The 25,812-nt window shown below is 43.8% G+C and carries 28 protein-coding genes and 1 tRNA gene; 12 read left to right on the top strand and 17 right to left on the bottom strand.

What is annotated here, in order from left to right; translation table 11 throughout:
• Position 1: 1 nt before the first annotated feature.
• Entirely contained in the window at positions 2-226 is a 225-nt protein-coding gene (locus tag AB9P05_RS09000; RefSeq protein ID WP_371908494.1) for a hypothetical protein, read from the bottom strand.
• Between the two features lie 96 nt (positions 227-322).
• Between AB9P05_RS09000 and AB9P05_RS08995 the strand changes: the two genes are divergently transcribed.
• Entirely contained in the window at positions 323-1,042 is a 720-nt protein-coding gene (locus tag AB9P05_RS08995) for a hypothetical protein (protein ID WP_371908493.1), read from the top strand.
• Positions 1,042-1,941 (top strand): AEC family transporter, encoded by a 900-nt coding sequence (locus AB9P05_RS08990; RefSeq protein WP_371908492.1) that lies wholly within the window; start codon positions 1,042-1,044, stop codon positions 1,939-1,941. Before AB9P05_RS08995 ends, AB9P05_RS08990 begins: the two co-directional genes overlap by 1 nt.
• 55 nt (positions 1,942-1,996) lie before the next feature.
• On the opposite strand, the gene AB9P05_RS08985 is transcribed toward AB9P05_RS08990, so the two are convergent.
• Complete coding sequence (locus AB9P05_RS08985) at positions 1,997-2,632, bottom strand: porin family protein (RefSeq protein WP_371908491.1); 636 nt, start codon at positions 2,630-2,632, stop codon at positions 1,997-1,999.
• 131 nt (positions 2,633-2,763) lie between these two features.
• Between AB9P05_RS08985 and gldB the strand changes: the two genes are divergently transcribed.
• A complete protein-coding gene (gene gldB / locus AB9P05_RS08980) occupies positions 2,764-3,789 on the top strand; it encodes a gliding motility lipoprotein GldB (protein ID WP_371908490.1) in 1,026 nt (341 codons plus the stop codon).
• Here the strand turns inward: gldB and AB9P05_RS08975 are convergent.
• The 4 genes from AB9P05_RS08975 to AB9P05_RS08960 are packed head-to-tail and all read right to left on the bottom strand — an operon-like array spanning position 3,768 to position 6,492.
• Positions 3,768-4,967 carry a glycosyltransferase family 4 protein gene (locus AB9P05_RS08975; RefSeq protein WP_371908489.1) on the bottom strand — a complete coding sequence of 400 codons (1,200 nt, stop codon included), beginning with the start codon at positions 4,965-4,967 and terminating at the stop codon, positions 3,768-3,770. The two genes, gldB and AB9P05_RS08975, sit on opposite strands and share 22 nt — an antisense overlap.
• A gap of 6 nt (positions 4,968-4,973) precedes the next feature.
• Positions 4,974-5,663, bottom strand: a complete 690-nt coding sequence (gene nth, locus AB9P05_RS08970) for an endonuclease III (RefSeq protein WP_371908488.1) — start codon at positions 5,661-5,663, stop codon at positions 4,974-4,976.
• Between the two features lie 15 nt (positions 5,664-5,678).
• Positions 5,679-5,918, bottom strand: a complete 240-nt coding sequence (locus AB9P05_RS08965) for a hypothetical protein (protein WP_371908487.1) — start codon at positions 5,916-5,918, stop codon at positions 5,679-5,681.
• Positions 5,893-6,492 (bottom strand): RNA polymerase sigma factor, encoded by a 600-nt coding sequence (locus AB9P05_RS08960; RefSeq protein WP_371908486.1) that lies wholly within the window; start codon positions 6,490-6,492, stop codon positions 5,893-5,895. Before AB9P05_RS08960 ends, AB9P05_RS08965 begins: the two co-directional genes overlap by 26 nt.
• Before the next feature lie 480 nt (positions 6,493-6,972).
• Here AB9P05_RS08960 and uvrA point away from each other — a divergent pair, with 480 nt between their 5' ends.
• The 5 genes from uvrA to AB9P05_RS08935 all read left to right on the top strand — a co-directional run bounded on the left by uvrA (position 6,973) and on the right by AB9P05_RS08935 (position 12,315).
• Positions 6,973-9,795, top strand: coding sequence for an excinuclease ABC subunit UvrA (gene uvrA / locus AB9P05_RS08955; protein WP_371908485.1), 2,823 nt, complete (start codon positions 6,973-6,975; stop codon positions 9,793-9,795).
• An 86-nt stretch (positions 9,796-9,881) separates the two neighbouring features.
• On the top strand, positions 9,882-10,643 hold the full coding sequence (tpiA, locus tag AB9P05_RS08950) for a triose-phosphate isomerase (RefSeq protein ID WP_371908484.1): 762 nt from the start codon (positions 9,882-9,884) through the stop codon (positions 10,641-10,643).
• A 76-nt stretch (positions 10,644-10,719) separates the two neighbouring features.
• Entirely contained in the window at positions 10,720-11,001 is a 282-nt protein-coding gene (locus tag AB9P05_RS08945; protein WP_371908483.1) for a DUF6150 family protein, read from the top strand.
• The gene (gene prmA, locus AB9P05_RS08940; protein ID WP_371908482.1) at positions 10,998-11,849 is read left to right on the top strand and encodes a 50S ribosomal protein L11 methyltransferase; all 852 of its coding nucleotides are present in this window, start codon (positions 10,998-11,000) and stop codon (positions 11,847-11,849) included. Before AB9P05_RS08945 ends, prmA begins: the two co-directional genes overlap by 4 nt.
• Before the next feature lie 151 nt (positions 11,850-12,000).
• Positions 12,001-12,315 carry a hypothetical protein gene (locus AB9P05_RS08935; protein ID WP_371908481.1) on the top strand — a complete coding sequence of 105 codons (315 nt, stop codon included), beginning with the start codon at positions 12,001-12,003 and terminating at the stop codon, positions 12,313-12,315.
• A 28-nt stretch (positions 12,316-12,343) separates the two neighbouring features.
• Here AB9P05_RS08935 and hemH read toward each other — a convergent pair whose 3' ends face one another.
• Complete coding sequence (hemH, locus tag AB9P05_RS08930; RefSeq protein WP_371908480.1) at positions 12,344-13,420, bottom strand: ferrochelatase; 1,077 nt, start codon at positions 13,418-13,420, stop codon at positions 12,344-12,346.
• A 95-nt stretch (positions 13,421-13,515) separates the two neighbouring features.
• On the opposite strand from hemH, the gene AB9P05_RS08925 reads away from it, so the two are divergent.
• The gene (locus AB9P05_RS08925; RefSeq protein ID WP_371908479.1) at positions 13,516-13,800 is read left to right on the top strand and encodes a DUF427 domain-containing protein; all 285 of its coding nucleotides are present in this window, start codon (positions 13,516-13,518) and stop codon (positions 13,798-13,800) included.
• On the opposite strand, the gene AB9P05_RS08920 is transcribed toward AB9P05_RS08925, so the two are convergent.
• The 4 genes from AB9P05_RS08920 to rbfA form a co-directional block, all read right to left on the bottom strand.
• A complete protein-coding gene (locus AB9P05_RS08920; protein WP_371908478.1) occupies positions 13,797-14,339 on the bottom strand; it encodes a PepSY domain-containing protein in 543 nt (180 codons plus the stop codon). The genes AB9P05_RS08925 and AB9P05_RS08920 overlap by 4 nt on opposite strands.
• 151 nt (positions 14,340-14,490) lie before the next feature.
• Positions 14,491-17,430: a DEAD/DEAH box helicase gene (locus AB9P05_RS08915; protein WP_371908477.1), complete on the bottom strand. Its 2,940-nt coding sequence runs from the start codon at positions 17,428-17,430 to the stop codon at positions 14,491-14,493.
• A 77-nt stretch (positions 17,431-17,507) separates the two neighbouring features.
• A complete protein-coding gene (locus AB9P05_RS08910) occupies positions 17,508-18,737 on the bottom strand; it encodes an FtsX-like permease family protein (RefSeq protein ID WP_371908476.1) in 1,230 nt (409 codons plus the stop codon).
• Between the two features lie 9 nt (positions 18,738-18,746).
• The gene (gene rbfA, locus AB9P05_RS08905) at positions 18,747-19,145 is read right to left on the bottom strand and encodes a 30S ribosome-binding factor RbfA (RefSeq protein ID WP_371908475.1); all 399 of its coding nucleotides are present in this window, start codon (positions 19,143-19,145) and stop codon (positions 18,747-18,749) included.
• A gap of 158 nt (positions 19,146-19,303) precedes the next feature.
• Here rbfA and AB9P05_RS08900 point away from each other — a divergent pair, with 158 nt between their 5' ends.
• Positions 19,304-20,725, top strand: a complete 1,422-nt coding sequence (locus AB9P05_RS08900; RefSeq protein WP_371908474.1) for a hypothetical protein — start codon at positions 19,304-19,306, stop codon at positions 20,723-20,725.
• Between the two features lie 4 nt (positions 20,726-20,729).
• Here AB9P05_RS08900 and rpiB read toward each other — a convergent pair whose 3' ends face one another.
• Genes rpiB through glyA form a run of 3 tightly spaced genes read right to left on the bottom strand, consistent with a single transcriptional unit; the run spans position 20,730 to position 23,256 of the window.
• Positions 20,730-21,164, bottom strand: a complete 435-nt coding sequence (gene rpiB / locus AB9P05_RS08895; protein WP_371908473.1) for a ribose 5-phosphate isomerase B — start codon at positions 21,162-21,164, stop codon at positions 20,730-20,732.
• Entirely contained in the window at positions 21,157-21,966 is an 810-nt protein-coding gene (gene tatC, locus AB9P05_RS08890; protein ID WP_371908472.1) for a twin-arginine translocase subunit TatC, read from the bottom strand. The genes rpiB and tatC overlap by 8 nt, the downstream gene beginning before the upstream one ends.
• An 18-nt stretch (positions 21,967-21,984) precedes the next feature.
• On the bottom strand, positions 21,985-23,256 hold the full coding sequence (gene glyA, locus AB9P05_RS08885) for a serine hydroxymethyltransferase (RefSeq protein WP_371908471.1): 1,272 nt from the start codon (positions 23,254-23,256) through the stop codon (positions 21,985-21,987).
• Positions 23,257-23,414: 158 nt separating this feature from the next.
• Here glyA and AB9P05_RS08880 point away from each other — a divergent pair, with 158 nt between their 5' ends.
• Together AB9P05_RS08880 and pheA are read left to right on the top strand one after the other, a co-directional pair.
• The gene (locus AB9P05_RS08880; RefSeq protein ID WP_371908470.1) at positions 23,415-23,615 is read left to right on the top strand and encodes a hypothetical protein; all 201 of its coding nucleotides are present in this window, start codon (positions 23,415-23,417) and stop codon (positions 23,613-23,615) included.
• A gap of 59 nt (positions 23,616-23,674) precedes the next feature.
• The gene (gene pheA, locus AB9P05_RS08875; RefSeq protein WP_371908469.1) at positions 23,675-24,745 is read left to right on the top strand and encodes a prephenate dehydratase; all 1,071 of its coding nucleotides are present in this window, start codon (positions 23,675-23,677) and stop codon (positions 24,743-24,745) included.
• On the opposite strand, the gene AB9P05_RS08870 is transcribed toward pheA, so the two are convergent.
• The 3 genes from AB9P05_RS08870 to AB9P05_RS08860 all read right to left on the bottom strand — a co-directional run bounded on the left by AB9P05_RS08870 (position 24,746) and on the right by AB9P05_RS08860 (position 25,808).
• Positions 24,746-25,294: a hypothetical protein gene (locus AB9P05_RS08870; protein WP_371908468.1), complete on the bottom strand. Its 549-nt coding sequence runs from the start codon at positions 25,292-25,294 to the stop codon at positions 24,746-24,748.
• Positions 25,295-25,366: 72 nt separating this feature from the next.
• Positions 25,367-25,621, bottom strand: a complete 255-nt coding sequence (locus AB9P05_RS08865; protein ID WP_371908467.1) for a hypothetical protein — start codon at positions 25,619-25,621, stop codon at positions 25,367-25,369.
• Positions 25,622-25,732: 111 nt separating this feature from the next.
• Positions 25,733-25,808, bottom strand: a tRNA-His gene (locus AB9P05_RS08860).
• Positions 25,809-25,812: the final 4 nt, after the last annotated feature.

Below are 25,812 nucleotides of genomic sequence, written 5' to 3'. Positions count from 1 at the left end.
GTCAAAAAACCTCTAATGCCTCAGAAAAGTCTGTGAAGCAATATTCAAACCAGTACTCGTATTCATCGTATGCCACGCAGTCATGGAGCAATACATCATCCACCCGGATGGTCATGTAGCTTCCAGCCGATAAATAATCCCTTAATGAATTGGCCTGGTTGAGAGGAAGGCGGGAGAGTTGAACGATCTCCTTACCTTCATAAAACTGAGGTATTACCTTTCGCATCGTTAGTTATATTTGCCATTCATACACAATACATAAATACCATTTCAATATAAATGTATCGTTATCGATGTGTTATTCTTATGTAAAACTTTCTGCATGCAGAGGATATTAGGCTATCCTTCCAAAGCCATAGTCATTGCCCTGACATTCATTTGCCTGTCATCCGGGTGTAGTTCACATCTAAAAAGTGATACCCGGAAGCAACTTGCCTACCAAAATGCCGTAAGAGCCGCTCAGAACCTTAACGTAGATGACATCTACACTGAACTGACTGCTATTAACGGCCAAAACAAGAACCTCATACGAGACACACTTGGCAGGATAAAGGTTGTAACCTGGACTAACTGGTCTGGCTATGAAAAGAAACTACTGGACACCCTGAAAATAGCCAGAAGCATCTGGGTGACTGTGGCACCGCAAATGAAGGAAGCATGCTCAAGTATGAGAAGGGGGCGTAATAAGCCCATGAGAATACGGCAATGGCTTGGCCTTCCCCCGGATGCAGAATACACCCACTTTGTGGAAATGTACGTGCACCCAGATGATATTTTCAGACCGTGCCCTGACCCGGGCATTACCGATAGAGAGTGTGAATTGAATTTCCCTGGAGGATTGTATGCACCTGCCGACTCTGCTTATATGCAGGTATATTCCACCCTGAAAGCAGGCACACAAGGGTACCCGTTTACCGGCCTTGGCTACACGTACGATTGGGGAAACCCGCGGTCAAAAGTAGGCTTTAGTGAATTCATAGTAAAAGATGGAGCTGTTGCCTTTATAAGTAGTGTGACACCCACTGAAGTATACTGTAATTGATGGAGCAAATAGCCCTGCCCCTTGTGTTTCTTCTGTTAGGACTGGGGCTCAAAGCACTCAATATCCTCCCCTCCGGAACACCCGGTTTTTTAAATAAATTTGTCATTTACGTATCTCTGCCGGCCATTACCCTCCTTTTTATTCATCAAATGGAATTGGGAACTGATATGCTTATTCCGGCAGGGGTCGCCTGGGTGATATACCTTGTTAGCGTCCCCCTTTTCCTTGTCGCCGGAAAGGTTTTTGGGTGGGGTAAGGGTACTGTTGGAGCGTTAATTCTTTGCTGCGGATTAGGTAACACATCTTTTGTAGGCTTTCCGGTCATAGAAGCCTTATTTGGTGATGAGGCCCTTAAAATAGCTGTGCTGGTAGATCAACCCGGCGGCTTTTTGGCACTCTCTACTTTAGGCATTGTCACGGCGGCGTATTTCGCAGGGGAAAAGGTAAGTGGAAAAATACTTCTCAAAAAAGTACTCCTCTTTCCCTCCTTTCCAATCTTCATTATCAGCCTGATTATGGCCGCAAATAACGCCAGCCTTCCTGGAGAGGTAAATACAGTACTTAGCTGGCTTGGTAAAACCATTACACCATTTGCCCTTACCTCAATAGGCATGCAGTTATCCATCAAAGCCAGAGAGCTTCAATGGAAACCACTTACCTCAGGGCTTGCCTATAAGCTCATTCTTGCGCCCGCCCTTATCTTCTGTGGCTTTCTGCTTTTAAACGACTCATCTCTTACAGCTAAGGTTAGCATATTAGAAGCCAGCATGGGGCCCATGATCAGTGCATCTATTGTAGCCATCCAGTATGACCTCAACCCGCGACTTGTAGGTCAGCTGGCAGGGATAGGGATACCCGTTTCCTTCCTTACACTGGCTTTTTGGTATATTATGGTATAAAAAAAAAGCTCCTGGTTTCCCCGGGAGCTTATCACTACATGGTAGAAAAATATTGTTAGAACTTAACCCCTATATCAAAGCGGAGAAGATCATTTTTTACAGAGAGGTCTCCTGCCATCAGGTTATGCTCACTGACCACATTGACCAGACCTCTGTTGTAGGTGATTCCACCCGAGAGTATAGTAGTTGTACCGATACGATACTCTACACCTGAACCCAACGAAACATTCGCATCAAAAAACCTGAAGTCCTCGATGAGCACAGCATCGTCAGAAATATTTTCTTCATTTATCAAAATTTCCAGCGCCCCTCCTACCTGAAAAAATATCCTTGTATCAAGAGCTACTTCATTTGTAAAGAGTTTTATTCCTACCGGCACCTGAAGGTAGTGCGTTTTATAGGCCTCATCAAACATGCCTCCTGACTGGGCTGTACCTTCTACCCCTACGCGCTTAGGGACATAGAGTAAGCCTGAATGGAAGTAGTAATTCTCTGAGAGCATCACATCAACGTAAGGACCAAAAATAAAGCGAAGACCTACACCGTTGGTTGAAAGAGAATACTCGTCGCCTGAAGCGTCCACTCTGTTAGATGATATAGTAGGGGAAAATTTCAGCCCTATTTTAGTCTGAGCCTGCACGGCTGAAAAACCAAGCAGTGCAAAAAATAACAGAATTACTGTTTTTTTCATAGTATCGCGTTTTCTTAGATATTGGACTCCTACGGAACAGAACGTTACCGGGTTGTCGTTTCTACTTCATTAACGGGCATTTTGCCTTATTGATTTTATTCTGCAGGCCTATTTTAACCATACATCGTCAGATGAAGACTGTATCTGTAAAAAATACCATCCTAGCCGTCATTAGTTATTTTTTATTCTTTTCCTGTGGAGGAGGGGGAAATGAAAGTTGCCGTGAACAGCCGGATATAGATAACATTTCCATCAATGTAGAAATTGAGCGATTGGACAGGGCCATTTTTCAGGCCGAGTCGGCCGCAGAAATTAATCGTATCATGAAGAAAAATCCGGTTCTAGCCGGTTACTACCTGCCTGAGGCAGCCATAGCCGGAGACACCTCCACCCTGGCGGATTTGTATGCCATGGTGAACGATGAAAGCCTGGATACACTGTACCAGGAAACCCAGTCTATCTTTGGAGAAATGGAGGAACTGGAAGAGGAGTATACCCGAGCGTTCAAAAATTTCAAATACTATATCCCCGGATTTAATCCTCCTGAAGTAAAGGCCATGGTAACAGGCCTGGCCGGATATGCAGACCTGTATGTTTCAGACACCCTTCTGTTGGTCGGAGCGGACTATTTTTTGGGACCGAAAGCCACATATCGTCCGGTAAATACTCCACAGTACATGATGCGCCGATATACATCTGATTACATTGTCCCTTCAAGCCTTTTATTTCTATCACAGTCATATAACTCTGTGGATGAGTCCAATAACTCCCTGCTGGCAGATATGATCTACTATGGCAAGAGCTACTATATGGTGAGTGTAGCCATGCCCTGCCTGCCTGACTCTACCCTCATGGGCTACACCTCAAGAGAAATGGAGGGGGTAAAATTCAATAAGGAGCAAATCTGGAAGCACTTTATAGATAATAACCTGCTTTACGAGACTAATCACTTCACGAAAACAAAGTACACTGGCGAGCGGCCAAATACTTTCGAGATCAGTAATGAGGCTCCTGGCCGGGTAGGCATTTGGCTGGGTCTTGACATTGTACGCCAGTACATGGATAAAAATCCGGATGTTAGCGTAGAAGAATTAATGCGCACTGCAGACGTACAGCAAATATTTGAGCAAAGCCGTTACCGGCCTGATCGGGATTGACACGTTTTTTCTACAAGTGAAACGAAGCGGGAAGTATGTTCGCGACGGCTAAAGGCCCTGGCTGCCAACTGCCTCGCCCGGACTCCACACTCATTAGCCCTTTCCCGGTCATGGATGAAAGGTTTTAATGATTCCGCAAACTGTTCGGGCCGACCGGGAGGATAGCTGAATCCAATATTTTCAGACTTTATAAGATCCCCTATCCACCCCTGGAAGTTAGTTATGATCATTTTGCCTGCTGCCAGGCCATCAAAAAACTTATTCGGGCTACCTGTTTCCAAAACAGGTAAATCTTTAAAGCTTATATAAACAGCGTCGGCAGCGGCAATTTTCTCTGTGAGTTCCTGTTTTGCCATGTAATCATAAAACGATACGTAACTAAGCAGGTCGCGCCTGGCACATAGGTTTTTCAAATGTTGAAGTCTGCCTCCTTCTGCTATTACCCAAAAGCTAACGGGCAGACTCATAAGCTTACAGGCTTCTGCTGCATCCAGCATATACTCCAGGTGATTTGCTAAACCGGCCGCCCCGAAATAAACGATCGTAAAAGGGTGACTACCCTCCGGGTGGCTCTCGACTTCTCTCCCTCCAAAAAAATCAAGGTCAGCCATATTAGGTATCATCAATACATTAAGCTCTTCAAACCGGCTACATATATCCTGTTTTATCGCTGGGGAAAGCGCCACAACACTTTCGGCATTGCGGTAAATCAGCCCTTCCAGCTCGTAAAGCCACCTTCTGATATGACCATTGCGGATAGCACCAATTTCTATAGGGGCCCGGGGCCACAGGTCTGCTACATCAAATATAAAGGGTATGCGCCTGGTTTTTTTCAGGAATAAGCCAATAAGGCCAGTGGTGAGAGGCGTACTGAGTACATAGGCCAGGTCCGGAATAGGCAATTTCCTGGCTAATTTTATGGATCGATAAACAAATTTAAGAAATGCAGCCGTTCGTTTTCGGAAGCTTAAAGCATTATCGTAGTATACCGGAAGATAATGCACCTCTACCCCTTCAAAGTTCACACATTTGTAATCTACCTCATTATGTGCAGTGATGACTACTGGCCTGTGTCCTGCATCTGCCAGGGCTCTTGTAAAATACCACGAGCGGCTGGAGCTACCCTGTGCAGGAGTTCGGAAATACTGGTGTATATAAAGTATCCGTAAAGACGGCATTGAAAATCACCTCCTGTCAGAATCTTTAGCGAGCGATTCAGCCAGCTTTTCCGCCTTCATTTTTTTCTCATAAAACCGGCAAAAAGAGGTAAGGTCGCATTTTTCACACTTTGGCTTTCTGGCCAGGCATACATAACGGCCATGAAGTATCAGCCAGTGGTGAGCCTTAGGAATAAGGTCTTCGGGGATATGGCGTACCAGTTGTTTTTCAACCTCCAAGGGCGTTTTTGCCGTCTGTGTTACCAGGCCAATTCGCTTAGATACCCGAAATACATGGGTATCCACGGCCATGGTGGGAAGGTTATAAATAACGCTGGCTATTACATTTGCTGTCTTACGCCCCACTCCTGGTAACTTCTGGAGTTCTTCGACGGTGGCAGGGACCTCAGAGTTAAAATCTTCTACCAGCATTTTACCCAGCCCTAACAGGTGCTTGGTTTTATTATTAGGGTAGGAAATGCTTTTGATATAGGGGGCCAACTCATCAAAAGATGAGACAGCCAGATATTCGGGGGCAGGAAAGTCACGGAAAAGAGCGGGCGTAACAATATTCACCCGCTTATCCGTACACTGTGCACTAAGCACCACGGCTACCAGGAGCTGAAACGGGTTTTCATAATGAAGCTCAGTTTCGGGCTCGGGGTGGCTTTCAGTAAAATATGATATCAGCGCGTCGAATCTTTCCTTTTTACGCATTCCTTCTGAGTATGCTTATTTACTAACAGAAGGCAAAGGTAAGGATTTCGAAAATGACAATACAGCATCTATTGAACTTTGAGAAGGGCTCATAGAGAACTCATCAAGGCCCTGCACTGCCAGCCTCAATTCGATGTATTCGTCCAGCAACTCGCTATCACATAGCAGTTCCCGCTCTATTATTCTGTTCTCGGTATCCGAGGTTTCCTGATATACAAAGCGGATTAAATCATTCGGGGTAAAAGTTTTGGTCATAGGCAATATTCGTATGCTTTATTTTTTTCCTGAGATTTATCAGGGCATAGCGCATTCTGCCTAAAGCGGTATTGATGCTCACGTCTGTTGCATCAGCAATTTCCTGAAAGCTCATCTTCATGTAATGACGCATGATGAGCACTTCCTTCTGTGGATCGGGAAGTTCATGAATCAGTTGCCTCAGCTTGGCGTGAGTATCCTTAAGGACCTGTCTATCCTCGGCCGATACCTCACTGAATTCCAGCGTATTGAAAACAGAACTGCCATCTTCCATCACAATTGTAGGATAGCGCTTGGCTTTCCTGAAATGATCGATAGCAAGATTGTGAGCGATACGCAGAATCCACGGCAAGAATTTACCTTCTTCATTATAGCGACCGGATTTAATAGTCCGAATAGCCTTAATGAAAGTTTCCTGCAATAAATCTTCTGCTATGTAACGATCCTTGACAACTAATATTATGGTGGTAAAAATTTTTGACTTATGCCTATTTACCAATTGTTCGAAAGCAGACTCACTACCGTTCTTGTAAAGCGACAAGAGCTTGCTGTCGCTAAGATTATACTTACCCATGTTGAAGACAGTTTAAAGTTCGGTAGAGGTTTACTTCATAGAGTCAAGGTTATTTTTGAAAGGAATAAATTTTTCGAAGTGTAATCAAAAGTATACAAATAAAATATACCGCGCAACACCCTTTTCAACAAAAAATAATTCTTACAGTGCTGAATATTCAATTTGAAAAGTAGTTTTCGGGGTTTAGCAGACAAATTTTTAATTGCTTATCACTACCTCAGGGGAAAAATAATATACCTCTTCATAAGGTTTTCATTGGTTATGTATATGACAGTCTACTAACGAATTTCCCTATCAGGGCCGTTTACTTTTTTGCAATGCAACAAAAATATTGCCAATACATAAGGCTATTATAATCTTTTTTTAGCTATATCCCGATTTTCCCGAAATCTTCTGGAGGTAATCTCAGTCGGAGAGGTTATGAAAGGGCTGGTAACAAACCTACGAAAACCCGCGTTCCTATAGTATCTTTACAGGCTTATGAGTGAAATGATCGTCACAGCCCCCTATAAGGATCTTGATGCTCTCGATCCTAAAAAATACATCATCATTAAAGGGGCTAAAGTAAATAACCTTAGAAATCTTAGTGTTGCTATCCCCCGAAATAAACTCGTGGTAGTAACCGGACTGTCTGGCTCGGGAAAATCCAGCCTGGCATTCGATACCCTTTTTGCTGAAGGGCAGCGTATGTACGTAGAAAGCCTTAGCAGCTACGCCCGCCAGTTTCTCGGCCGTATGGAAAAGCCCGAGGTGGAATATATCCGGGGGGTAAGTCCGGCCATAGCTATAGAGCAAAAGGTAAGTACGCGGAACCCACGAAGCACAGTGGGGACTACTACCGAGATATACGACTACATGAAGCTGCTCTATGCGCGTGTAGGTAAAACCTATTCTCCGGTCAGTGGTGAACCAGTCACACGAGATACAGTAACAAGCGTTGTGGATGAACTGCAACGCATGGATGAAGGAACCCGCCTGATGGTGCTTTGCCCCTTGCTGCCACATGAAGACCGTACCCTTATCCAGGAATTATATATACTACTAAGTAAAGGCTACACCCGTGTGATGACAGACGGGGACATCCAGTATATAGAAGAGCTGGTAGAAGAAGAAGCAAAAATTGATGAGCTTAAAGAAGTACTGATCCTTATCGACCGGACCTCTATCAGACATGATGATGAAGACAGCCAGTACCGGCTTGCGGACTCCATTCAAACAGCGTTTTTTGAAGGTCATGGCGAATGCATTATTGATATTCCTGAGCAGGAGAGAAGGACTTATTCTGACCGTTTCGAGAGAGACGGGATCGTTTTTGAAGAACCTACGGTAAATTTTTTCAGCTTCAATAACCCATATGGTGCCTGCAAAACATGTGAGGGTTTTGGTAAGGTGCTGGGTATTGATGAAGACCTGGTGATCCCTGATAAGAATATGAGCGTCTATGAGGGCGCTATCGCACCATGGCGAAGCGAGAAAATGGGTGAATGGCTGAAGCCTTTACTACGCCATGCCATGGACTTTGATTTTCCGATCCACAGGTCGTATAGTGAACTTTCAGATAAGGACCGGGACCTCATTTGGAATGGACACAGGCCATTTAAAGGGCTGAATGCTTTCTTCAAGTTTATAGAATCCAAAACCCATAAAATTCAGTACAGGGTGATGCTTAGCCGGTACCGGGGGCGCACTACCTGTCCTGACTGCCGGGGAACCAGGTTACGCAAGGATGCCGGATATGTAAAAGTAGGCCAAAAGTCCATTATGGACCTGGTACTGATGCCGGTTGATAAGGTGGGATCCTTCTTTCGGGATCTGCCGCTGGAAGGGCACGATCAAAAGGTGGCAAGCCGTATACTTAAAGAAATCACCAACCGCCTTGATTACCTGGAACGGGTGGGACTGGGCTATCTTACGCTAAACCGCGTGGCTAATACGCTTTCCGGAGGAGAATTTCAGAGGATAAAACTAGCTACCTCACTTGGCAGTGCGCTGGTTGGCTCTATGTATATACTTGATGAACCAAGCATAGGCCTCCACCCCAGAGATACCGACCGCCTCATTGGAGTGCTCAAAACCCTTAGGGATTTGGGAAACACCGTGATAGTAGTGGAACATGAAGAAGACGTAATGAAGGCTGCTGATCAGATCATAGATATCGGACCTGATGCGGGCCGGCACGGGGGTGAGCTGATGTTTCAGGGTGCAGTCACTGAAATGAACGGTGAGCATAACTCCCATACCGGTAAATACCTGAGCGGGAAGGAACAAATCAAAGTACCTAAAAGTCGCAGAAAATGGCGTAACTCCATTAAAGTAATAGGCGCTACTGAAAATAACCTGAAGAATATTGATGTAGAGATTCCCCTTGATGTGATGACGGTGGTTACCGGAGTGAGCGGGTCGGGAAAATCGACGCTGGTAAAGAAGATTATTACTCCTGCATTGAGTAAAATACTCGGGCTTTCCGCCGAAGAAACAGGCAAATTCAGTAAGCTGGCAGGAGACTATAACCTGATAACGCAGGTTGAGTTTGTAGACCAGAACCCTATAGGAAAAAGCTCCAGGTCTAACCCTGTTACTTATGTAAAAGCTTACGACGCTATCCGCAATCTGTTTGCTGATCAGCCCCTGGCCAAGCAGAGAGGCTACAAACCAAGCCATTTTAGCTTTAACGTAGATGGCGGCCGCTGCGAAGTGTGCAAGGGTGAAGGTACACAGAAGGTAGAGATGCAGTTTATGGCAGATATATACCTCACTTGTGAAGGATGCAAAGGAAAGCGCTTCAAGCAGGAAATCCTCGACATTAAGTTCAGGGAAAAAGACATAAGTGAGGTGTTGGATTTGACTGTAGAAGAAAGCCTTGAGTTTTTTGAGGGCAATGCGCCTGTGCTAAACCGGCTCCAGCCTCTTTTTGACGTAGGCCTTGGCTATGTGCAACTTGGTCAGTCAAGTAATAGCTTAAGCGGTGGGGAGGCTCAAAGGGTTAAGCTTGCCAGCTTCTTAGGGAAAGGAAACAGCGGAGATAAGAGCCGTATTCTGTTCATTTTTGATGAGCCTACTACTGGGCTTCATTTTCACGATATTAGCCGCCTGCTGGATGCACTGAACGCCCTTATTAAGCAAGGTCATACCGTATTGGTAATTGAACATAACATGGATGTAGTGAAAACGGCAGACTGGATAATAGACCTTGGGCCTGAAGGTGGCGAGCGCGGAGGTGATATTGTTTTTAGCGGTTTGCCGGAAGATATGATCAAGGTGGGGAATAACCACACTGCACATTATCTGAAGGAGAAACTGTAGCGAACAATGTGTTTTAGATAGTCGCTCCGTCCCACATCATTATTTTTGTATAAATTTGCCACGTAACGCAAACTACACTGCCTGATATGAGGAAAAAAATTGTAGCTGGAAACTGGAAGATGAACAATGACCGGGAGGAAGCCTTTAAGCTAACCTCAGAGGTCACGCATATGGTAGAAGATGAGGTAAAAGGTAATACCGAAGTGGTAATCATCCCTCCTTTTGTCCACATCTCCAGCACCAGAAAGCTGGTTGAAGGAATAGCCCATCTTCATTTGGGCGCTCAAAACTGCCATGAAGAAAAGGGCGGGGCTTATACTGGCGAAATATCAGCCGGCATGCTACAATCAGTAGGCTGTAAATATGTAATTGTAGGCCATAGCGAAAGGCGTGAGTTCTTTGGAGAAGATCATGAAGTGCTCTCAAAGAAGGTAGATGCAGTGTTGGCTAGTGACATGATTCCTATCTTCTGCTGCGGAGAGAAACTTGATAGCCGTGAAGACGGTACGCAAAATGAAGTGGTTGCGCAACAGGTTGAAAAATCCTTATTTCACCTTTCTGAGACGCAAATTCCAGCGGTGGTCATTGCATACGAGCCGGTCTGGGCTATAGGGACAGGAAAAACAGCAAGTGCTGAACAAGCCCAGGAGATGCACGCTTTTATAAGAAAACTAATTGCAGAAAAATATAATCAGGATACAGCTGATAAGGTATCCATACTTTATGGCGGTAGCGTAAAGCCTGGTAATGCTGGCGAGCTTTTTGCTCAGGAAGATATTGACGGCGGACTTATTGGTGGGGCTTCCCTCAAAAGCCGTGATTTTACTGACATTATAAAAGCGATATAACTACGTGAGCGCTAAGTATCTTTATTTTCTACCGGCTGCTATTTTACTATTTTGTAGCCTAACCATATCTCAATCTATGGCTCAGGTTTTTAATGCCTGCGACCTTTACGGTCAGGTATATGTGGAAAGTGATCCCAATTTTGCGGATTACCTGGTGTACGTGTATGATTCAGAGGCATTTGCCGATCTTATCGTGTATGAAGAAGAGAATCAGTTATTTGCTGATCGTTCTGGCCTGTGGTTTTATACGGATGCTAAGAATTTTGCAGATTTTACAGTGTACTTCGTAAATGATCCGGGAATGGCTGATTTCACCATAGCCTATACTAACGCCCAAAACTTTGCCGGTTGCCGATGAGCCTATCTACTTTCACTGACTACACCTGCCTATCATTTCAGTGCCCTGAGCATTTATCAGAAATCCTAATGGCTGAATTAGCTGAGACGGGTTTCGAGTCCTTCCAGGAAAAGGATCATGGCTTTGATGCTTACATAGTAAAGGGCCAGTACAATGCCGAGGCAGTTCACGATGTGGTTTCCAGATATCGTGATCAGGCAGATATCTCCTATGAACCTAAGGAAGTGGAGATGATCAATTGGAATGAAGAGTGGGAAAAGAACTACGACCCTATTGTAGTGGATGACAAAGCTATTGTAAGAGCCTCTTTCCATCAACCTGATAAAGATTATAAGTACGATATCGTTATCAACCCTAAAATGAGCTTTGGCACCGGGCACCACCATACTACCTATCTGATGCTAAGTAAGCAAATGGAGATTGACCATGCAGGTAAATCAGTGCTGGACATAGGGTCAGGTACGGGTATTCTCGCCATCATGGCGAAGCTGAGAGGGGCAGCCTATGTGGAAGCATTTGATGTGGGCGACTGGTGCGTGGAAAACAGTGAGGAGAATTTTGCGCTTAATAATTGTAGAGATATAAAAGTACAGCAGGGAACGATAAATGACTTAACTTTTTCTAATACGTTTGATATCCTGCTGGCAAACATTAACAGAAATGTGCTTCTCGTAGAAATACCTCACTATGCTAACTTATTGCGTAATAAAGAGAGCGTATTACTGGTAAGCGGTTTTTTTGAAGAGCATATTCCAGACATCATAAAAATAGCCGAAAAGGGTGGCTTGGTTGTGATAGACAAACAAACACGAAATGACTGGGCGCTATTAACATTAGCAAAAGGATAATCAGGCGCTTTTAGTTGCTAAAATTTTTTGTTAATTTTATTGCTGACCGCACGCTAACTAACTGGCAATCAAATATTATTCATTTTTTGTATATTTTTTACAATTTTTGAATATCGTGGCATTTTCGTACCTTTGATTAAACGAAAATGCTATGGAACAAACCCAACTTTTACTGGCTTTAATAAAGGAAGACCTAAAGATTAATGCTTTCATCTCTAGTATGAACCAGGCAGGTCTCCTTGTAGAGTCTTACTCCCCCCACATAAGTGACATTATATTCAATATAGCCGGTGTCCCATCCGGGGATGATGCCATCTATGATATGTATTGGAGTTTTCTGGATGGGCTTAATTATAAAGAGGTGTGTGAACAACTAGACCTGTTGAGCACAAAGTTTTATACAGAGCTGGTTGCCTTTCGTCGCCAGCAAGAACACTTTCGGAGGCGCGTCAGGCAATACTGCTGAGTAAATCAGCCTGGCGGGTGGGCAGGGATTACTGCTCCCCCCTTACCTTATCAACCAAAGGTACATCTTTATTTATTCCTGCTTCGCGCTGCACCATTTCCACCAGGCAGTCTATCCATGCAGGATGATTATTCAGACTAGGCACAAGCTGCCATTTTTCACCACCACTCTCTTCAAATATTTCTTTAAACTCCTCACCTACTTCTATTGTCGTTTCGAGGCAGTCAGAAACAAAAGAAGGAGAAAATGCAAGAATTTTTTTAAGTCCCTTAGAAGGCATATCCCTTATCACTTCATCTGTATAGGGTTTTACCCATGGGTCTTTACCCAGTCTGGATTGGAAAGTAACAGTATATTTCTCGTCGGGTATATTAAGGGCTTTGGCCAATAGCCGGCTTGTCTGAAAGCACTGAGCCCTGTAACAGTAATAGTTCTTTTTATGGTACGTTTGGCAGCACTCTCCGAGTTTACAGTAATTATTACAACTACCCTTATATATCTGCCGCTCAGGCACACCATGATAACTAAAGATGACGTGGTCCCAGTCCTCCCCTTCAAGGTATGGCCGGGCGATGGTAGCATGAGCCTTTATAAATAGCTCCTCATTGAGAAAGTTAGAAATAAATGAAAGAGATGGAATTGTCTGCCACTCTGCTGTTATTTCCATCGCCTTCTGTATTACGCTACCGGTAGTAGCAGAGGCATATTGAGGAAAAAGCGGAATCACCAGGATGCTATTTACTGCCTCACTCTGTAACTCATGCAGGGCAGTGGCCATATCCGGAGATTGATACCGCATAGCCAGCTTTACAGAATACTCATCACCCAGGGCAGTTTGCAACATTTCAGCTACGTCCTCAGAATAGAAAAGTAAAGGAGAGCCTCTATCTTCCCATAGTTCTCCATAGACTTTTGCTGACTTAGGTGCCCTGAACGGAGCAATGATAAGGTTTACAAGAAGCCATCTGCCGAGAGCATTTATATCAATTACCCGTTCATCCAAAAGAAACTCTCTGAGGTATTTCCTCACATCATAAACTTTTGGACTATCCGGTGTGCCCAAATTTACGAGCAGTACGCCTTTTTTACCCTTATCAATCCTCATAGAACAAAATTACGGTATTAATCCAATTTTTGTTTAGCTCAGGCTTCACAAATACTCTATTTAAGGGTTATTACTGGACACACAATTTTACAAATATGGCAAAGGCAATCTGGAAGGATAAGGTTTTGGCAGAGAGTGACAGAACCATCGAAATAGAGGGCAATCAATATTTCCCTCCTGATTCAATTAACAGGGAGTATTTCAGACAAAGTGACAAGACTACTACCTGCCCCTGGAAGGGTAAAGCAAACTACTATACGTTGTCAATCGATGGCGAGCAAAACGAAAATGCTGCCTGGTATTATGCAGACCCTAAAGAGGAAGCGAAGGACATAAAAGATTATGTTGCATTCTGGAATGGTGTCGAGGTTATTGTTTAAATAACCGTCCCATCGCCTGCATCCACGCGGATCGTCTGCAAATCTGAGCCGGTATTAAACTCAAAAGTATACACCCAAACTTTAGCCGCATTGAAGTCTCTTGATAGCTGCCAATCAAGAAGAGTAGCACCTGTGACTTCTGCCTCAGCAGCAGCCAGCGCACTTTGAAAAGTTACCAGCCCGAGCGGAGGCTCTATTTCGTAGGTAAAAGGAGGTATAGCGCCTTCGATCTCGTAGAGGGCACATGGTTCTTCATTCAAATAAATGTTGACTTGAACGCTATCATCGAAGGTCATCTCATAGATGTATAGCGACAGGTTTTGATCGATAAGAAAGTCACCATCGGTAATTACAGATCCAGGAGCATATTCTGCTGCTAAAGTGCGTGCATCAATATCGCTCAGTCTGCATTGTGAACCTTGTAGCAGGGCATTCTCCCAAAAATCAAGATCTGTAGATACGATATCTTCCTCTTCATTGCAGGCAGAAAAAATCATCAAGCCGCCAACCAACAATAATGCAATGTACCTCAAATTCATAATGGCTATTTTAAGCTGATAATCAAGATAGTAAAGAATTGTTATCCGATACCTTTATAGAAAGCATTCAAAAAGTAAGGTTCAGCACGTAAGGCGGCAAAAAAAGTGGCACTCTATGCCCTGAAAGCTAAAAATTGAATATAATTAAACCCTACAGCAGCAAATTCTCAATATCTTCCTGCGTAAGATTTTTCACAAAACTCTCTTCGGTAGTTATCAGGTTTGTAGCTAACTGAAGCTTTCGTTGCTGCAGGGCCAGGATTTTCTCCTCTACCGAATTTTTAGTGATAAACTTGTAGGTAAATACATTATTCTTCTGGCCTATCCTATGGGCACGGTCTACTGCCTGTGCTTCTATGGCTGGGTTCCACCATGGATCCAGGATAAAGACATAATCTGCCTTAGTCAGGTTAAGCCCCAGCCCACCTGCTTTCAGACTAATAAGAAATACCTGCAGCTCCTCATCATTCTGAAAACGATCTACCTCCGCTTGTCTGTTCCTGGTGGATCCATCCAGATAGCTAAAGCGAATTTTGTGCTGTTCAAGGTAATCCTTGATAATCTGTAAATGTTTAACAAACTGACTGAATACAAGTATTTTATGATCTTTACCAATGGCGGTAAGTAACATATGACATACATCATCCAGTTTGCCGGAATCACCCGTGTACTCCGGATCAACCATTCTGGGGTGATTAGCAATCTGCCGTAGCTTGGTAAGCCCCTGCAAAAGCATAAACTGACTTCCCCCGAGACCATTCTGCTCTATTTGATCAAAAATCTTATTACGGAAATAGCTCTTAGCTTCCTCGTATTGCTTTTCCTGCTGCGCCGTCATAGTAGAGTACTGTATACTCTCTATTTTTTCCGGCAACTCAGTTGCCACCTGCGACTTGTGTCTGCGCAGTATAAATGGCTTAATTATACTGTGAAGCTTAAAACTTTTATCCTCATCCTTTTTCTTTTCGATAGGATTTAAAAACTCATTCTTGAAGAATGACTGATTACCCAGCAAACCCGGGTTGATAAATGTCATCTGAGACCAGAGGTCCAGCGTACTATTCTCTAATGGCGTACCTGTCAGAATCAGCCTCTGGCGACTCTTCAGCTTTTTTACGGACTTTGCTATGTTGCTATTAGGGTTTTTAATAGCCTGCGACTCATCCAGTATGATGTAGTTGAAATAATACTGCTGTAGAATTTCAATATCCAGCCTTACTATGCCATAGCTTGTAAGTACCAGATCATACTTGTCGAACTGGTCCGCATTTTTATCCCTGTTGGTTCCTGTATAGATAAAAACCTTAAGATTAGGAGTGAATTTCCTTGCCTCCATTTCCCAATTGTAGATCAGGGAGGTAGGCATAATTAGCAAATTAGCATTCGCGTGACCTTCTTCTTTCTGGCTTTGTAGCATAGCCAGTGTTTGCACGGTCTTTCCAAGGCCCATGTCGTCCGCCAGGCACCCCCCAAAATTATACTTGTTCAGAAAGTGCATCCAGTTGAACCCTGCTTTTTGATAAGGCCTTAGGGTTCCTTCAAAGGATTTAGGCAGAGGGATATCATCTATCTCATCAAAGGAACGGAGCTTTTCAAGTTTAGAGCTCATGGTCACCTTAGCAAGGTTGCCTGATTCAAGTTCCTGCACCAGTGCCAAGTGATGTTTCTTCAAAGACATATCAGCTCCATTGGAGGTCTGATCATCCATAAAGGCAAATAGCTCACTGTATTCAGTAAACCACGCTTCAGGTATGATGGCTATCTCACCGTTAGGCAGCTTGAGTTCGCGCTGTCTTCTGACAATAAGCTTACGTATCTGTTGAAAAGGAATCTCAAATTCGCCAAAAACTATTTTAGCATAAATATCAAACCAGTCGATGTTTTCTTTTACCTCAATAGAAATGGATGATGAACCGATAAAGTACTTTCGATCGTCTTTATGATTTTGATTCAGAGTAAAACCAGCTGCCTCCAGTTCGCTCTTATATTGGTTGATCCACTCTATGGCCTCGGCACGTGGCATAGACGCCTTACCATGCCTAATCTCCAACTCGGTATCCTTGAGCATTTTAAGGTACTTCCGCTCTTCGTCTACATTACGGGAAATGCGATGAAAAGTATAGTTATCCCCATCCTTTTCAAGGTAAACACTGGTAGTCGTCAGTTGGTCAGCCTTGAATTTATAATCAGCATACTGAAAATTAAGGTCGAATAGTATCCTACTATTGCCTGAGGGTCCGCTTCCTGACTGGGATGCATTGTCAAATAATCCGAGATCAGCCTGCCGTGCCTCCAGGTCTGTAAAAGTAAGGCAGGGTTTTGCGGGATACTTTTCTGTTTTTATTTCAAAGCCCTTAGCGTACACATCAAAAGAGGCTACCAAAGGGGCCACAAATTTGCGATAATAAGTTTCTTCTACCTTTTTCGGGATCAGAATAAACTTCTTATTTAGAAATGGCTGCAGCTTATTCCCATCTACATCTTTAGCGAAGCTATATAGCTTCTGATCTATCACAAGCCAGGCAGGTTCGCGACAGAGGATGTAAGCATTTCGTTTATAGAACTCCACCTTTTCCCCCTCGTGCTTTATAGTAGGAAAATAGTGGGTATTTTCTTCGTTTCTGCGAAAGTGAAAAAGTACAGTGGCTTTGGTTTCTGTAACTTCTACCTGACGCCAGGCGGGTTCCCCGTCATTACCCATTTCAAAGAGCATCTTACCGTACATTAGCTCCAAAATCATGCCACGCCTTCTTTCCAGATAGGCCTCAATCTCTGCCTGGACTACCTCATTTCCCTTGTCCTTATTATATATTTTAAGAAAAAAGTCTGCAGGCTTTATTTTCTTTTTATAGAATTTTTTGATGACTACGTCCTGCTGAATAGAGTCCATCAGGCGAATAAGCTCATAGTCATTCGCATCAAGCCCATCGGAAAACTCAGCAGCGTTAAGAGAAGATATATTTTGATGTTGAAAGGTAAGACGGCTCTTATCATCCAACTGAACCACAAAGGACTCAAATAAATAGCCCAGGTATTCGTGCTGGAAGAGCGAATATATTATTTGAAACGGTTGTGAAGGAGAAACTCTCATATTAAAAAATACGCGACCTGCAAAATAGTAATTTAATAGGAAAATTTCCTATCAAGTAACTAATGTGGTCTGTAAAATTAAAATTTGAGGTTTTTTCCGAATCTAGTGGCCATTCCTGCGGGTCTGAAAGAGGCCAGATAAGTAATAAAAATTATGCTAGCAGCAGTAAGTACGAAGTCGATCCATTCCATTTTGACGGGGTAGGCCTCCAAAATGGATGTCTGCATGCCCATGCCTATCATGCCGTATTCTGATTGTAAATAGCACAGGGAATATCCGATAAATAAGCCGAGGGCGGCGCCTAAAAAGGATATAAGTCCTCCCTCAGTCAGGAAAATATTACGAACGAGCCTGTCATTTGCCCCCATTGCATATAGTACCTTAATATCCTCTTTTTTATCAAGGGCCAGCATGGTAAGCGAGAAGAAAATATTAAAAGAAGCGATCGCTAGTATGAAAAAGAAGGTGACGTACACAAAAAGCTTTTCCACCTTGATTGCTTTCAGTAGACTACTATGCTGCTCATCACTATTATAAACCTGAAATTTTTCACCCAGCAACTCTTTAAGAGCTGCTTGTACATCTTTTACAGACGCCTCCTCAGTAGTTTGTATTTCGAGTGATGTACGCCTGTCCCCGTATTCCATTAACTCTTCTGCAAAGTCCAGAGGCACAAAAATGAATTGTTCATCAAATTGCTTTTCGATAGCAAATACAGCCCCCGGCATAATATTTTTACGATTTGTGAGCCTGGAAGGATCCAGGGCGAGGTTGCCCGTACGACCTTTTTTGGGGTAAAAAACCTGAAGTGCATAAAAGTCATTTGACGGGGAGATGCTCAGCACATTTTGAATACCTCTTCCGATAATAGCGTAGTTAATACCATCCTCATATAGCTTCATCTCCCCCTGTACAATCATATCATCCAAACGATGCTGGTCCAGGAAGTTATCACTAACACCTTTTACAGTTACTACCATTTCTGAATCGCGATACCGTACATAGGCATTATCCTCCACCACCTGGGTAATAACCCTCACGCCCTCTACTTCATCAATTTGGGTGAGGAGTGAATCGGTCAGCGAGAATGTTTTACCCTCTACTGCAGTTACCTTCAGTTCAGGATCAAAAGTGTCATAAAGAGAGCGAATTAGTCCTTCGAGACCGTTAAATACGGAAAGCACAATAATGAGGGCCGCGCTGCCAGTCATTACGGCCAACATGGAAATGATAGAAATTACATTTATGAAGGTCTTTTTCTTGCCCGACAAAAAATATTTGCGGGCTATGAATAGAGGTAACTTCACCGGCAGGTATTATTTTTTGTCTTCAGAGCCATTATCGCCTTTACCCTCATCATCTGCGGGAGGTATGTCGAGTCCGCTAAGGATTTTATCGATATTAGAAGAGTACTCAGCAGAATCATCCTGGAAAAACTGGAGATCAGGCACGTGTCTCACCTGCTTTCCTATCCTTAGGCCAAGGTGACGCCTGATTTCACTGTGATAATCCTCTACCTGCTTCATGACCTCGGTCGTATTAGGTGCTAACATAAAGCTAAGATAAACACGTGCCAGGCTGAGGTCTGCAGTCATTCTGACAGAGGTAACAGTAATGAACGTTTTTCCGAATTTATGCTGCATTTCCCTCTGAAAGATTTCACTAAGTTCCTTCTGTATCAGTCGGGAAAATTTTTGTTGTCGCTTACTTTCCATAATATCAGTGCAAATATTGCATTTAATTTTTTATCCTGACCGGCTAAAAATCTCTAATTTCGCAAAAATGCCTTAAGGACACTCAGGTCAGGGGGTATTAGGTGAAGCACAAAGCCGGTATAACCGGGTTATCAATTAATAAAATTTAAGCGTACACTTTGTTCAGGCATTTCAGGCTAAACGATCCTTACCGATTTATCAGTATCACTTTTCTGCTGGTGCTTATGCGCCTGCCGTTTCTCCTAACGGAGGGGTGGATGACCCGCCCGGAACTCTACTGGATGCTGGTAGGGGATAAATTATCAGCCGGGGCTATCATGTATACTGAGGTCTGGACTGATACAGGGCCAGTTGCAGCACTATGTTACTGGATTCTTGATCTGATATTCGGACGAAGTCATATTGTGTACGCTATCGTTAGCATGGCCCTTGTGCTATACCAAGCTGTTGTGTTCAATAACTTTCTTCTCCGGCTTAAAGCATACAAGGAAAATACGTATGTGCCGGCCATGTTTTACGTGCTGCTCACAAATATATTTTTCGACATGAGCTCACTCCCCCCTGCACTCATCATGCTAACCTTCCTTTTGCCCGCACTTAGAAATGTATTCAGCCATATCGAGAGCCGTACACAGCGGGACGAAGTTATTCTGATGATTGGACTGTACATGGGGCTCGCAGGTTTATGCCTGCTACCCGCTGTATTATTCATCATACCCGTATTACTGGCATTCTTCACCTTAACCGGGACAGTGCTTAGGCGCTATCTGATGCTTCTTATCGGGTTTACCCTTCCTTTTCTAGCCGCCTCTGCTTATTACTACTGGATGGAGGCCTTACCATCATTTTACACAAATTTTGTCTACTCAGCATTTAATTACGATAACACCTATTACCTGAATTTTTACAGCCTGCTCATCATCGTGGCAGTGCCAGGGTTTTATCTGGCAGCGGCTATTCTGAAGACCCTCTCTACGCCCCAGTTTAATAACTTCCAGACAAGGGTACAGCAGACTATGCTGTATTTTTTAATAACTGCCGTGGTGGTATACGTTATCTCTAATAAGAAATCACCTTACCAGTTTCTGCCTCTGGTGCCGTTTGCGGCTTTTTACCTTAGCCATTACTTCCTGTTAATACGCAGAAAGCTAGTGCTGGAAATTCAGTATATTCTGCTTATCGTGCTGATAGTTTTTGTGAATCACGGCACATTTTTCAGCTTTTCTCCCACGTCAGAGCTTATCGAGTTTCAAAATCTTCTGGTTTCCGAAACACCGTATGATGAGATTGCTGCAGGGAAAAAGGTACTGGTTTTGGGAAATGAGGTAGATGTATACAGGGTATCCGAAGCGGCAACGCCTTATTTGCAGTGGAATCTTTCGCGGCGCCAGCTGGAAGCATTGGAATACTATGACAATCTGATTGCTATCAGGGAGAACTTTCTTAAAGACATGCCGGATATCATCATTGATACCCAGGAGTTGGCACCGACACTCTTCAATAAAGTGCCGGAAGTAGGAAGTCAATACAGGGAAACAGGAACAGCGGGCATATATGCCCGCATCCCAATCACTAAATAACTAATCAGCAGGGTATTTTACCCACCCTTCTGGCATGACGTCCACCTTCAAAGTCCGTTTCCAGAAAAGTCAGCGTAATTTTTTTTGCTTCTTCAAGCGAGATAAACCTGGCAGGCAGGCTTATGACATTCGCATCATTATGCTGGCGAGCCAAGGCACTGAGTTCATCGTTCCAGCAGATGGCTGCACGAACACCGGCATGCTTATTTGCTGTAATAGCCACGCCATTCCCGCTTCCGCAAATAAGAACACCCAGCGTATATGTGCCCTTTTCTACAGCGGTAGCAAGCGGGTGGGCAAAATCGGGATAATCCACGCTGTCAGCCGATCCAGGGCCAAAGTCTCCTACCTCGTAGCCTTTTTCAGCTAACATGGATTTGATGGCTTCTTTATATTCGAATCCGGCATGGTCGCCTCCAATAGCAATTCGTTTACTCATTTTCTTTCTTGGATTTTGCAAGTTGTTTTTCCTGCCGTTTTAATACAGCTCCTGATATAAAAATACTCACCTCATATAAGATAAATAGAGGCATAGATATAAGACACTGACTAATGACATCGGGAGGCGTAAGGATAGCCGATACTATCAGAATTATAACTACAGCATGTCGTCTGTAATGCTTTAAAAGAGCTGGTGTGGCCACTCCTACTTTCGTGAGGAATAATACCACCATAGGCAACTGAAACATAATCCCGGCACTAAGAACGATCATGCAAACACTGCCAACGTAGCTCGAGATGTCAAACTCATTCTGTATGCTCTCTGCCAACTGGTAATTACTCAGGAAATTTATTGACAAAGGCGCTATCACATAGTAGCCGAATAGAATGCCCATTGCAAAAAGCAAAGTGACAAAAAACACCGCACCCCTGGTGACACGGCGCTCACTTATATTGAGACCGGGGGCTATAAATCGCCACAACTCCCAAAAAGTATAGGGGAAGGCCAGTATGATACCTATTACAATCGAATAGGTAATATGCGCTGTGAACTGGCCTGTCAAAGTCCTGCTTTGCAGGATAAATGGCAGTTTCTCAATACAAAGCACCTCGGAGTTGATCAGCCGGCCAAGGTCACATAGCCTCTGATAGGTCCAGAAATCAACTTTACCGGGTCCCAATATTAATGTTTCAAAGAAAAACCCTCTTGCCAGAAAGGCAATAATGGTAAACACTAATATTGAGGCCAGGGCCCTGATAATATGCCACCTGAGTTGTTCCAGATGGTCGAGAAAAGACATTTCCTGCTCCTGCACGCCTTAGCTATAAAGAGGAAATTGCTTCATATATTCATTCACGGCTTTTTTCGCCTCAGCAATTTTTGCCTCGTTGTCTATTTCAGAAAGCACATCATCGATAAAAGATACGACCTGCTCCATGTCCTTTTCCTTCATGCCCCGGGTAGTAATGGCTGCCGTACCAATTCTCATACCGGATGTCACAAAAGGTGATTTATCATCAAAAGGCACCATGTTTTTGTTAATGGTGATATCAGCTTTGATCAGCGTATTTTCGGCCTGCTTACCAGTAATACTCTTATTACGCAAGTCGATCAGCATCATGTGATTATCTGTACCACCGCTTATGATGTTATACCCCTGTGCAATGAAGGCATCAGCCATCGCTTTTGCATTATTTTGTACCTGCAGGATGTACTCCATGTATTCGTCAGACAGAGCCTCCTGAAAGGCTACTGCTTTGGCCGCGATCACGTGTTCCAGCGGACCACCCTGCGTACCGGGAAATACTCCTGAGTCCAGCAAAGCAGAAACTTTACGAAGCTCACCCTTAGGGTTTTTTATTCCCATTGGATTATCAAAGTCCTCTCTCATCATAATCACACCTCCACGAGGTCCCCGGAGGGTTTTATGGGTAGTACTGGTTACAATGTGACAATAATCCAATGGGTCATTGAGCAACCCACGGGCTATCAATCCGCTAGGGTGGGAAATATCGGCTAGTAATAAGGCGCCTACTTCTTCGGCAATTTCTCTCAGGCGCTGATAATTCCAGTCGCGACTATAGGCAGACGCGCCACAAATTATAAGCTTCGGTTGCTCTTTTTTGGCAGTCACTTCTACCTTATCGTAGTTGATCAGGCCAGTCTCCTCTTCCACTCCATAAAACGATGGCTGATACAATTTACCGCTAAAGTTTACTGTAGAGCCATGGGTAAGGTGACCTCCGTGAGAAAGATCGAACCCAAGTATCTTATCGCCCGGGTTAAGAAGGGCGAGCATTACGGCTGCATTAGCCTGGGCGCCACTATGTGGCTGTACATTTGCCCAGGTAGCACCGAATAGCTCTTTAACCCGGTCAATAGCAAGTTGCTCCACTTCATCTACTACTTCACAACCGCCATAGTAGCGCTTACCAGGTAACCCTTCCGCATATTTATTGGTAAGGGCACTGCCTTGAGCCTCCATCACTTGTCTGGAAGCAAAGTTTTCTGAGGCAATCAATTCGATGCCGGTTTCCTGACGATGCATTTCTTTATCAATCAGGTCAAAGAGTAGCTTATCGCGTTGCATAAGATAATTCAATTTTTCGGTGGCAAAATTACGCCCAAAGCTTTACAATCCCAAGGCCGGCAAGCCGTTTAAACTAATGTATGAATGCTCAAACAATTACGTGGAAATTAGATTTTTATTCATACCAAACGCTATCAACAACTATCACCTTAAAACTTATGAGTAATCAGGACCATGGAGAAAAAACCCTCCAAAATCTGCGAAACCTGAATGAAAAGCTTGCTGAAATCCTCCTAACGACTAAAGCAAGGATAAACCAGGTGGAAAAGTTTCTTGAAGAGCAAAAGCTTTTCCTGTTAAAAAGCAGAATTGTACTCCCCCCGGAAGTAAAATACTACAGTATTAATCACCCTAATTAGCCCGAACGCTTTTCACCAAACCGTTATTTCTTTTAAATTGATCGCTCAATAAATTGAAAATGACGGATCTGGACTCACTACGTAAGGAAATTGATACTCTGGATAGCCAGTTGCTGGAGTTATTGAACCAGCGGATGGAGGTGGTTCGTAAAGTAGGTGAATTTAAAAAGGTAAATCGCGCAGTCATATACCGGCCTGAAAGGGAAAAAGCTATTCTGGACCGGCTTACCTCCCTCAATCACGGCCTGCTGAACCGGCAAGCCATCGAAGCCATTTTCCTGGAGATTTTTGCCGTAAGCCGGAATATTGAACTGCCGGAAAAGATCAGTTATCTCGGACCTGAAGGTAGCTTTACTCACCAGGCAGCAGAAAGCCGGTTTGGCGCGATGAGCGAGTACCTGCCCGTAGAAACAATTTCTTCCGTATTTGACATGGTCGAAACTGGCCGGGCCCGCTTTGGAGTAGTTCCCATCGAGAATAATCGTGAAGGTGTGGTTACCGAGACCTTTGAATGCCTCACACGTACCGATCTGAATATTGTTGCCGAGATCCCACTACCCATCCACTTTTCATTTTCGACACTTGCCGAAAAAGTACAGGACATCCGCAGGATATACTCAAAGGATATTGCCTTTAGGCAGTGTAGTAAGTTTTTGAAGGAAACCTATGGAATAAATAAGGTTGACTTAATCCCGGTAGATAGCACGAGTAAGGCGGCGCATATGGCGGCCCGTGAACCGGACAGTGCAGCTATTTGCTCTCATATCGCAGCCCGGCAACAAAACCTCCCTTTGCTTTTTGAAAATATTGAAGACTCTTCAGATAACATGACCCGTTTTCTCATTATTGCACGAGATGTGATCAATAAAATGGGGGATAGTGATAAAAGCACCATATTGGCTCGCCTCGGTGACGAACCCGGCAGCCTGGCATCATTCCTGAAAGACTTTCATGATAATGGGGTAAACCTTACCAGAATTGAAAGCAGACCTGCCAGAAAGGGGAAATCTTTCAAATACTGGTTCTTTATAGACCTCGTTGGGCATTTTGAGCAGGATAATGTGAAAAAAGTGCTGGATAAGTATCGCAAGCATGTGAAGATACTTGGGAGCTATGTCAGACTGGTTTAGTTACCGTCTTATGTATACCGGGAAAGACAACTGATACACCCGGCCGTCATACCAAAGACCAAATTGCTGCACGCCTTCTGAGTCAGGGGCTTCTGAAAGCAATACAATAAACTGGTTTTCATCACCTGGGCTGTAGCTTTCATACCCTACGGGATAGATAGCCTGCTCACTTTGAAGCACCACCTCCATTACATCATTAAGACGAGTATAAGGCGGGTGGTTATCATCGTATGTATTGAGGCTAATAAGGTTGGCTGAGTCCACAGCCTCCTGTTTAGTAGGGCAGGATGGTCCTTGTTTAAACCTGAGCACGAAAGCAAGACTGTCATAACGAACAGACTCTTCCCGTCCAAGCTCAGTCAGGGTAATTCCCTCAAAGGAATCGTTTGTGAGTACCCTGTAAAGAGTGAGATTTACTGCGGGGGATGAAGGGTCACACACGGCCTCATCCGGTAAAGCAGCGTCACTATCGGCATCAAGGCAGCCTGTAAGCATGCTGCCAAGCATTACCAAAGAGAATAAGAATATCGATTTTTTCAGATCTATCATTAATTTCTGCAGGTCCTTGCAAGTGATAGACAGCGTTTCAGGCTATAAGGTTGGAATATGCCTTCGGGCCATTTATAAAAGGTTAACAGGCAGGCTTATCTGGTCTGTATAAAATTTTAGCCTTGAGGTTTTACGATCCATAAGCTCGATCTTTTCCACTTTGTCTTCTTTATGGTTATAGAATACCTCCACAAAATAATTGTAAAGCAGGTAAAGATTGATCTTATACCCATAATAACGGATATTAGTCACAAAGGCCCCTTCCTGATACAGCAGCCTGATTTTCTCGTGCATTTTCAGCTCTACAAATTCCTCTTCATTCATCATCTTGCCTGAAATCAACCATTAAAAATAAGTAAAACGACTGAAAGGATAAAGATGTGTGGCCTGACATGTAAAAAAACAAAAAAAGCCTTTTCGCAATGAAAAGGCTTTTATGGGTGAGAGACGGGATTCGAACCCGCGACCTCCTGAACCACAATCAGGCGTTCTAACCAGCTGAACTACAATCACCGTTT

This window comes from Roseivirga sp. BDSF3-8, from assembly GCF_041449215.1.
Taxonomy (GTDB): Bacteria; Bacteroidota; Bacteroidia; order Cytophagales; family Cyclobacteriaceae; genus JBGNFV01.
Note: the sequence above shows the minus strand (reverse complement) of the source record. Positions and strands in the feature narration are given on the sequence as shown.

Excerpts from the sequence above, each read along its gene's own strand:
- rpiB (WP_371908473.1), bottom strand. The coding sequence starts at position 21,164 with ATGAGTAAACGAATTGCTATTGGAGGCGACCATGCCGGATTCGAATAT.
- glyA (WP_371908471.1), bottom strand. The coding sequence starts at position 23,256 with ATGCAACGCGATAAGCTACTCTTTGACCTGATTGATAAAGAAATGCAT.
- AB9P05_RS08975 (WP_371908489.1), bottom strand. The coding sequence starts at position 4,967 with ATGCCGTCTTTACGGATACTTTATATACACCAGTATTTCCGAACTCCT.
- tpiA (WP_371908484.1), top strand. The coding sequence starts at position 9,882 with ATGAGGAAAAAAATTGTAGCTGGAAACTGGAAGATGAACAATGACCGG.
- AB9P05_RS08920 (WP_371908478.1), bottom strand. The coding sequence starts at position 14,339 with ATGAATTTGAGGTACATTGCATTATTGTTGGTTGGCGGCTTGATGATT.
- AB9P05_RS08925 (WP_371908479.1), top strand. The coding sequence starts at position 13,516 with ATGGCAAAGGCAATCTGGAAGGATAAGGTTTTGGCAGAGAGTGACAGA.
- uvrA (WP_371908485.1), top strand. The coding sequence starts at position 6,973 with ATGAGTGAAATGATCGTCACAGCCCCCTATAAGGATCTTGATGCTCTC.
- AB9P05_RS08960 (WP_371908486.1), bottom strand. The coding sequence starts at position 6,492 with ATGGGTAAGTATAATCTTAGCGACAGCAAGCTCTTGTCGCTTTACAAG.
- AB9P05_RS08995 (WP_371908493.1), top strand. The coding sequence starts at position 323 with ATGCAGAGGATATTAGGCTATCCTTCCAAAGCCATAGTCATTGCCCTG.
- AB9P05_RS08915 (WP_371908477.1), bottom strand. The coding sequence starts at position 17,430 with ATGAGAGTTTCTCCTTCACAACCGTTTCAAATAATATATTCGCTCTTC.
- pheA (WP_371908469.1), top strand. The coding sequence starts at position 23,675 with ATGACGGATCTGGACTCACTACGTAAGGAAATTGATACTCTGGATAGC.
- nth (WP_371908488.1), bottom strand. The coding sequence starts at position 5,663 with ATGCGTAAAAAGGAAAGATTCGACGCGCTGATATCATATTTTACTGAA.
- AB9P05_RS08865 (WP_371908467.1), bottom strand. The coding sequence starts at position 25,621 with ATGATGAATGAAGAGGAATTTGTAGAGCTGAAAATGCACGAGAAAATC.
- gldB (WP_371908490.1), top strand. The coding sequence starts at position 2,764 with ATGAAGACTGTATCTGTAAAAAATACCATCCTAGCCGTCATTAGTTAT.
- AB9P05_RS08870 (WP_371908468.1), bottom strand. The coding sequence starts at position 25,294 with ATGATAGATCTGAAAAAATCGATATTCTTATTCTCTTTGGTAATGCTT.
- tatC (WP_371908472.1), bottom strand. The coding sequence starts at position 21,966 with ATGTCTTTTCTCGACCATCTGGAACAACTCAGGTGGCATATTATCAGG.
- AB9P05_RS08985 (WP_371908491.1), bottom strand. The coding sequence starts at position 2,632 with ATGAAAAAAACAGTAATTCTGTTATTTTTTGCACTGCTTGGTTTTTCA.
- AB9P05_RS08935 (WP_371908481.1), top strand. The coding sequence starts at position 12,001 with ATGGAACAAACCCAACTTTTACTGGCTTTAATAAAGGAAGACCTAAAG.
- AB9P05_RS08990 (WP_371908492.1), top strand. The coding sequence starts at position 1,042 with ATGGAGCAAATAGCCCTGCCCCTTGTGTTTCTTCTGTTAGGACTGGGG.
- rbfA (WP_371908475.1), bottom strand. The coding sequence starts at position 19,145 with ATGGAAAGTAAGCGACAACAAAAATTTTCCCGACTGATACAGAAGGAA.
- prmA (WP_371908482.1), top strand. The coding sequence starts at position 10,998 with ATGAGCCTATCTACTTTCACTGACTACACCTGCCTATCATTTCAGTGC.
- AB9P05_RS08880 (WP_371908470.1), top strand. The coding sequence starts at position 23,415 with ATGAGTAATCAGGACCATGGAGAAAAAACCCTCCAAAATCTGCGAAAC.
- AB9P05_RS08965 (WP_371908487.1), bottom strand. The coding sequence starts at position 5,918 with ATGACCAAAACTTTTACCCCGAATGATTTAATCCGCTTTGTATATCAG.
- AB9P05_RS08945 (WP_371908483.1), top strand. The coding sequence starts at position 10,720 with ATGGCTCAGGTTTTTAATGCCTGCGACCTTTACGGTCAGGTATATGTG.
- AB9P05_RS09000 (WP_371908494.1), bottom strand. The coding sequence starts at position 226 with ATGCGAAAGGTAATACCTCAGTTTTATGAAGGTAAGGAGATCGTTCAA.
- hemH (WP_371908480.1), bottom strand. The coding sequence starts at position 13,420 with ATGAGGATTGATAAGGGTAAAAAAGGCGTACTGCTCGTAAATTTGGGC.